The sequence below is a fragment of the Vibrio sp. Vb0598 genome, assembly GCF_033338935.1.
GTDB classification, from domain to species: Bacteria; Pseudomonadota; Gammaproteobacteria; order Enterobacterales; family Vibrionaceae; genus Vibrio; species Vibrio alginolyticus.
The window spans coordinates 1-1,797 of sequence record NZ_JAWOTP010000072.1; the positions used below are offsets into that span (position 1 = coordinate 1).

At 48.7% G+C, this 1,797-nt stretch carries 2 protein-coding genes; one reads left to right on the plus strand and one right to left on the minus strand.

From position 1 onward, the window contains the following. Positions 1-764 (minus strand): DMT family transporter (locus R7Q38_RS22960; protein WP_318114409.1); only part of this gene is annotated, 764 nt, incomplete at its 3' end. A gap of 169 nt (positions 765-933) precedes the next feature. Here R7Q38_RS22960 and rmuC point away from each other — a divergent pair. Beyond that, positions 934-1,797 (plus strand): DNA recombination protein RmuC (rmuC, locus tag R7Q38_RS22965; protein ID WP_318114410.1); only part of this gene is annotated, 864 nt, incomplete at its 3' end.

Consider the following 1,797-nt stretch of genomic DNA (forward strand, 5'->3'; position numbering starts at 1 on the left):
TATGGCGAAGCAAATATCAGGTTGCTGATGCGCGCCGTGTTTTGGGTTAGCTTCAAGGCGCTCAACCACAGCACAAACGTCACTCCCATCTCAAACAAGCCGACGTATGTCACCGCCGCCCAGCCTTTGATGGAGATAGATTGCCAGCTTGCGCCTTCGTACCAACTCAACGCGATAGTGAATGGGATGGCAACCAAAAAGCCCAGCAAAACACCAATCACCGGATCGGCTTTGTTTTTGGTGTTGAGAATCCAGTAACCCGCCCAAAGTAACGTCGACAGCAGTGCCAAGCCAACGCCAAGCGGACTCTCAAACTGCATGCCAAGCACATTGCCTTGTGTTGCAATCACGATAACACCGAGGTAACTGAATCCACACGCTATCCAATCTTTGCCACGAATCTTTTGCCCCAAAAACACCGCTGCCATCAGGGTGAGCGTAATGGCCCAGCTGTAGTTGATGGCCTGCGCTTGAGAAGCGGGCAGCAAATCGTACGCTTTAAATAGGATCAAGTAATACGCCAACGGGTTGATCAAACCAAGCAGCAAGTAGTACCAAGGATTAGAGAGAAAAGTAGCACTTAGCTGGTTTAATTTACCTTGCACACCGCACACAATCGTAAGCGCGATGGCAGAAACCATACTGGCGATACACAGCATTTGGATCGGCGTAAATTCCGCTAATGTCAGTTTAAATGCGGTTGCAACCGTTGACCAAAGTAATACTGCTGAGAGCCCAAATCCTAGGGCACGACGCTCGTTCATGATGCCTCTGTGTGATGATGTGCCGCTCTTTGCTGAAAGAGTGAGCGGGAGTGAGTATGTTGTACGGAGTGCCTAGTGTATGCGAGGATTTTTCATCCAACAAACTGGACATTTATCCAGTGTCTAAATACCATTGATAAAGATATAAAACATAGGCTAACTCGCTATTATGCAATGGATTCTTGAGCATCAATCTCTCATTCTTTCTTCTCTTTTTGCCGCGACAGCGAGCGGTGTCGCCGTGGGTTGGTGGGTAAAGCAGCGCTTTATTACCCAGACTCAACTACTCGAACAGCAGTTGGTGTCAGAAAAACAGCTTCACCAACAACAGCTTGAACAAGTAAAGCAAAGCCTTGCCGATGCGCAGCAAGAGTTGGATGAACTCGACAACGAGCGCGATAAAGCGGGCTTTGAAGTGCGCCAATCACACGGCAAGTTGATGGCGGCCATGGAGAAATTGCGTTACTTCGAAGCCGTCAAACAAGAACGTCAGCAGTATTTTGATGAGCTGGGCCAAATGCGTGAACAAAAATCCCGTTTGGAAACGCAGCTTCGTGAGCAGCAGGCGCGCCACGAGCAAATGAATCAGGCTAATGCGGAAAAACTGCAAATTTTAGAGCAGGCCGAAGTGCGTCTGAAACAACAGTTTGAGCACCTTGCCAATCAACTGTTTGAAGAGAAAACCGCGAAAGTCGATTTGCAAAACCGTCAAAGTTTAGAAGGGTTGTTGTCACCGTTAAAAGAGCAGTTAGAAGGTTTCAAAAAGCAAGTCAACGATAGCTTTAGCCAAGAAGCTAAAGAGCGTCATACGCTGGTGCATGAGCTGAAAAATCTGCAACGCCTCAATGAACAAATGACTCGAGAAGCCGTGAACCTGACCCAAGCGCTCAAAGGCGATAACAAACAGCAAGGTAACTGGGGTGAAGTGGTGTTGGCGCGCGTTTTAGCCGAATCGGGACTGCGCGAAGGGCACGAGTACGAAACGCAAGTGAACCTACAGAGCGAAGCGGGCAAGCGTTACCAACCGGATGTG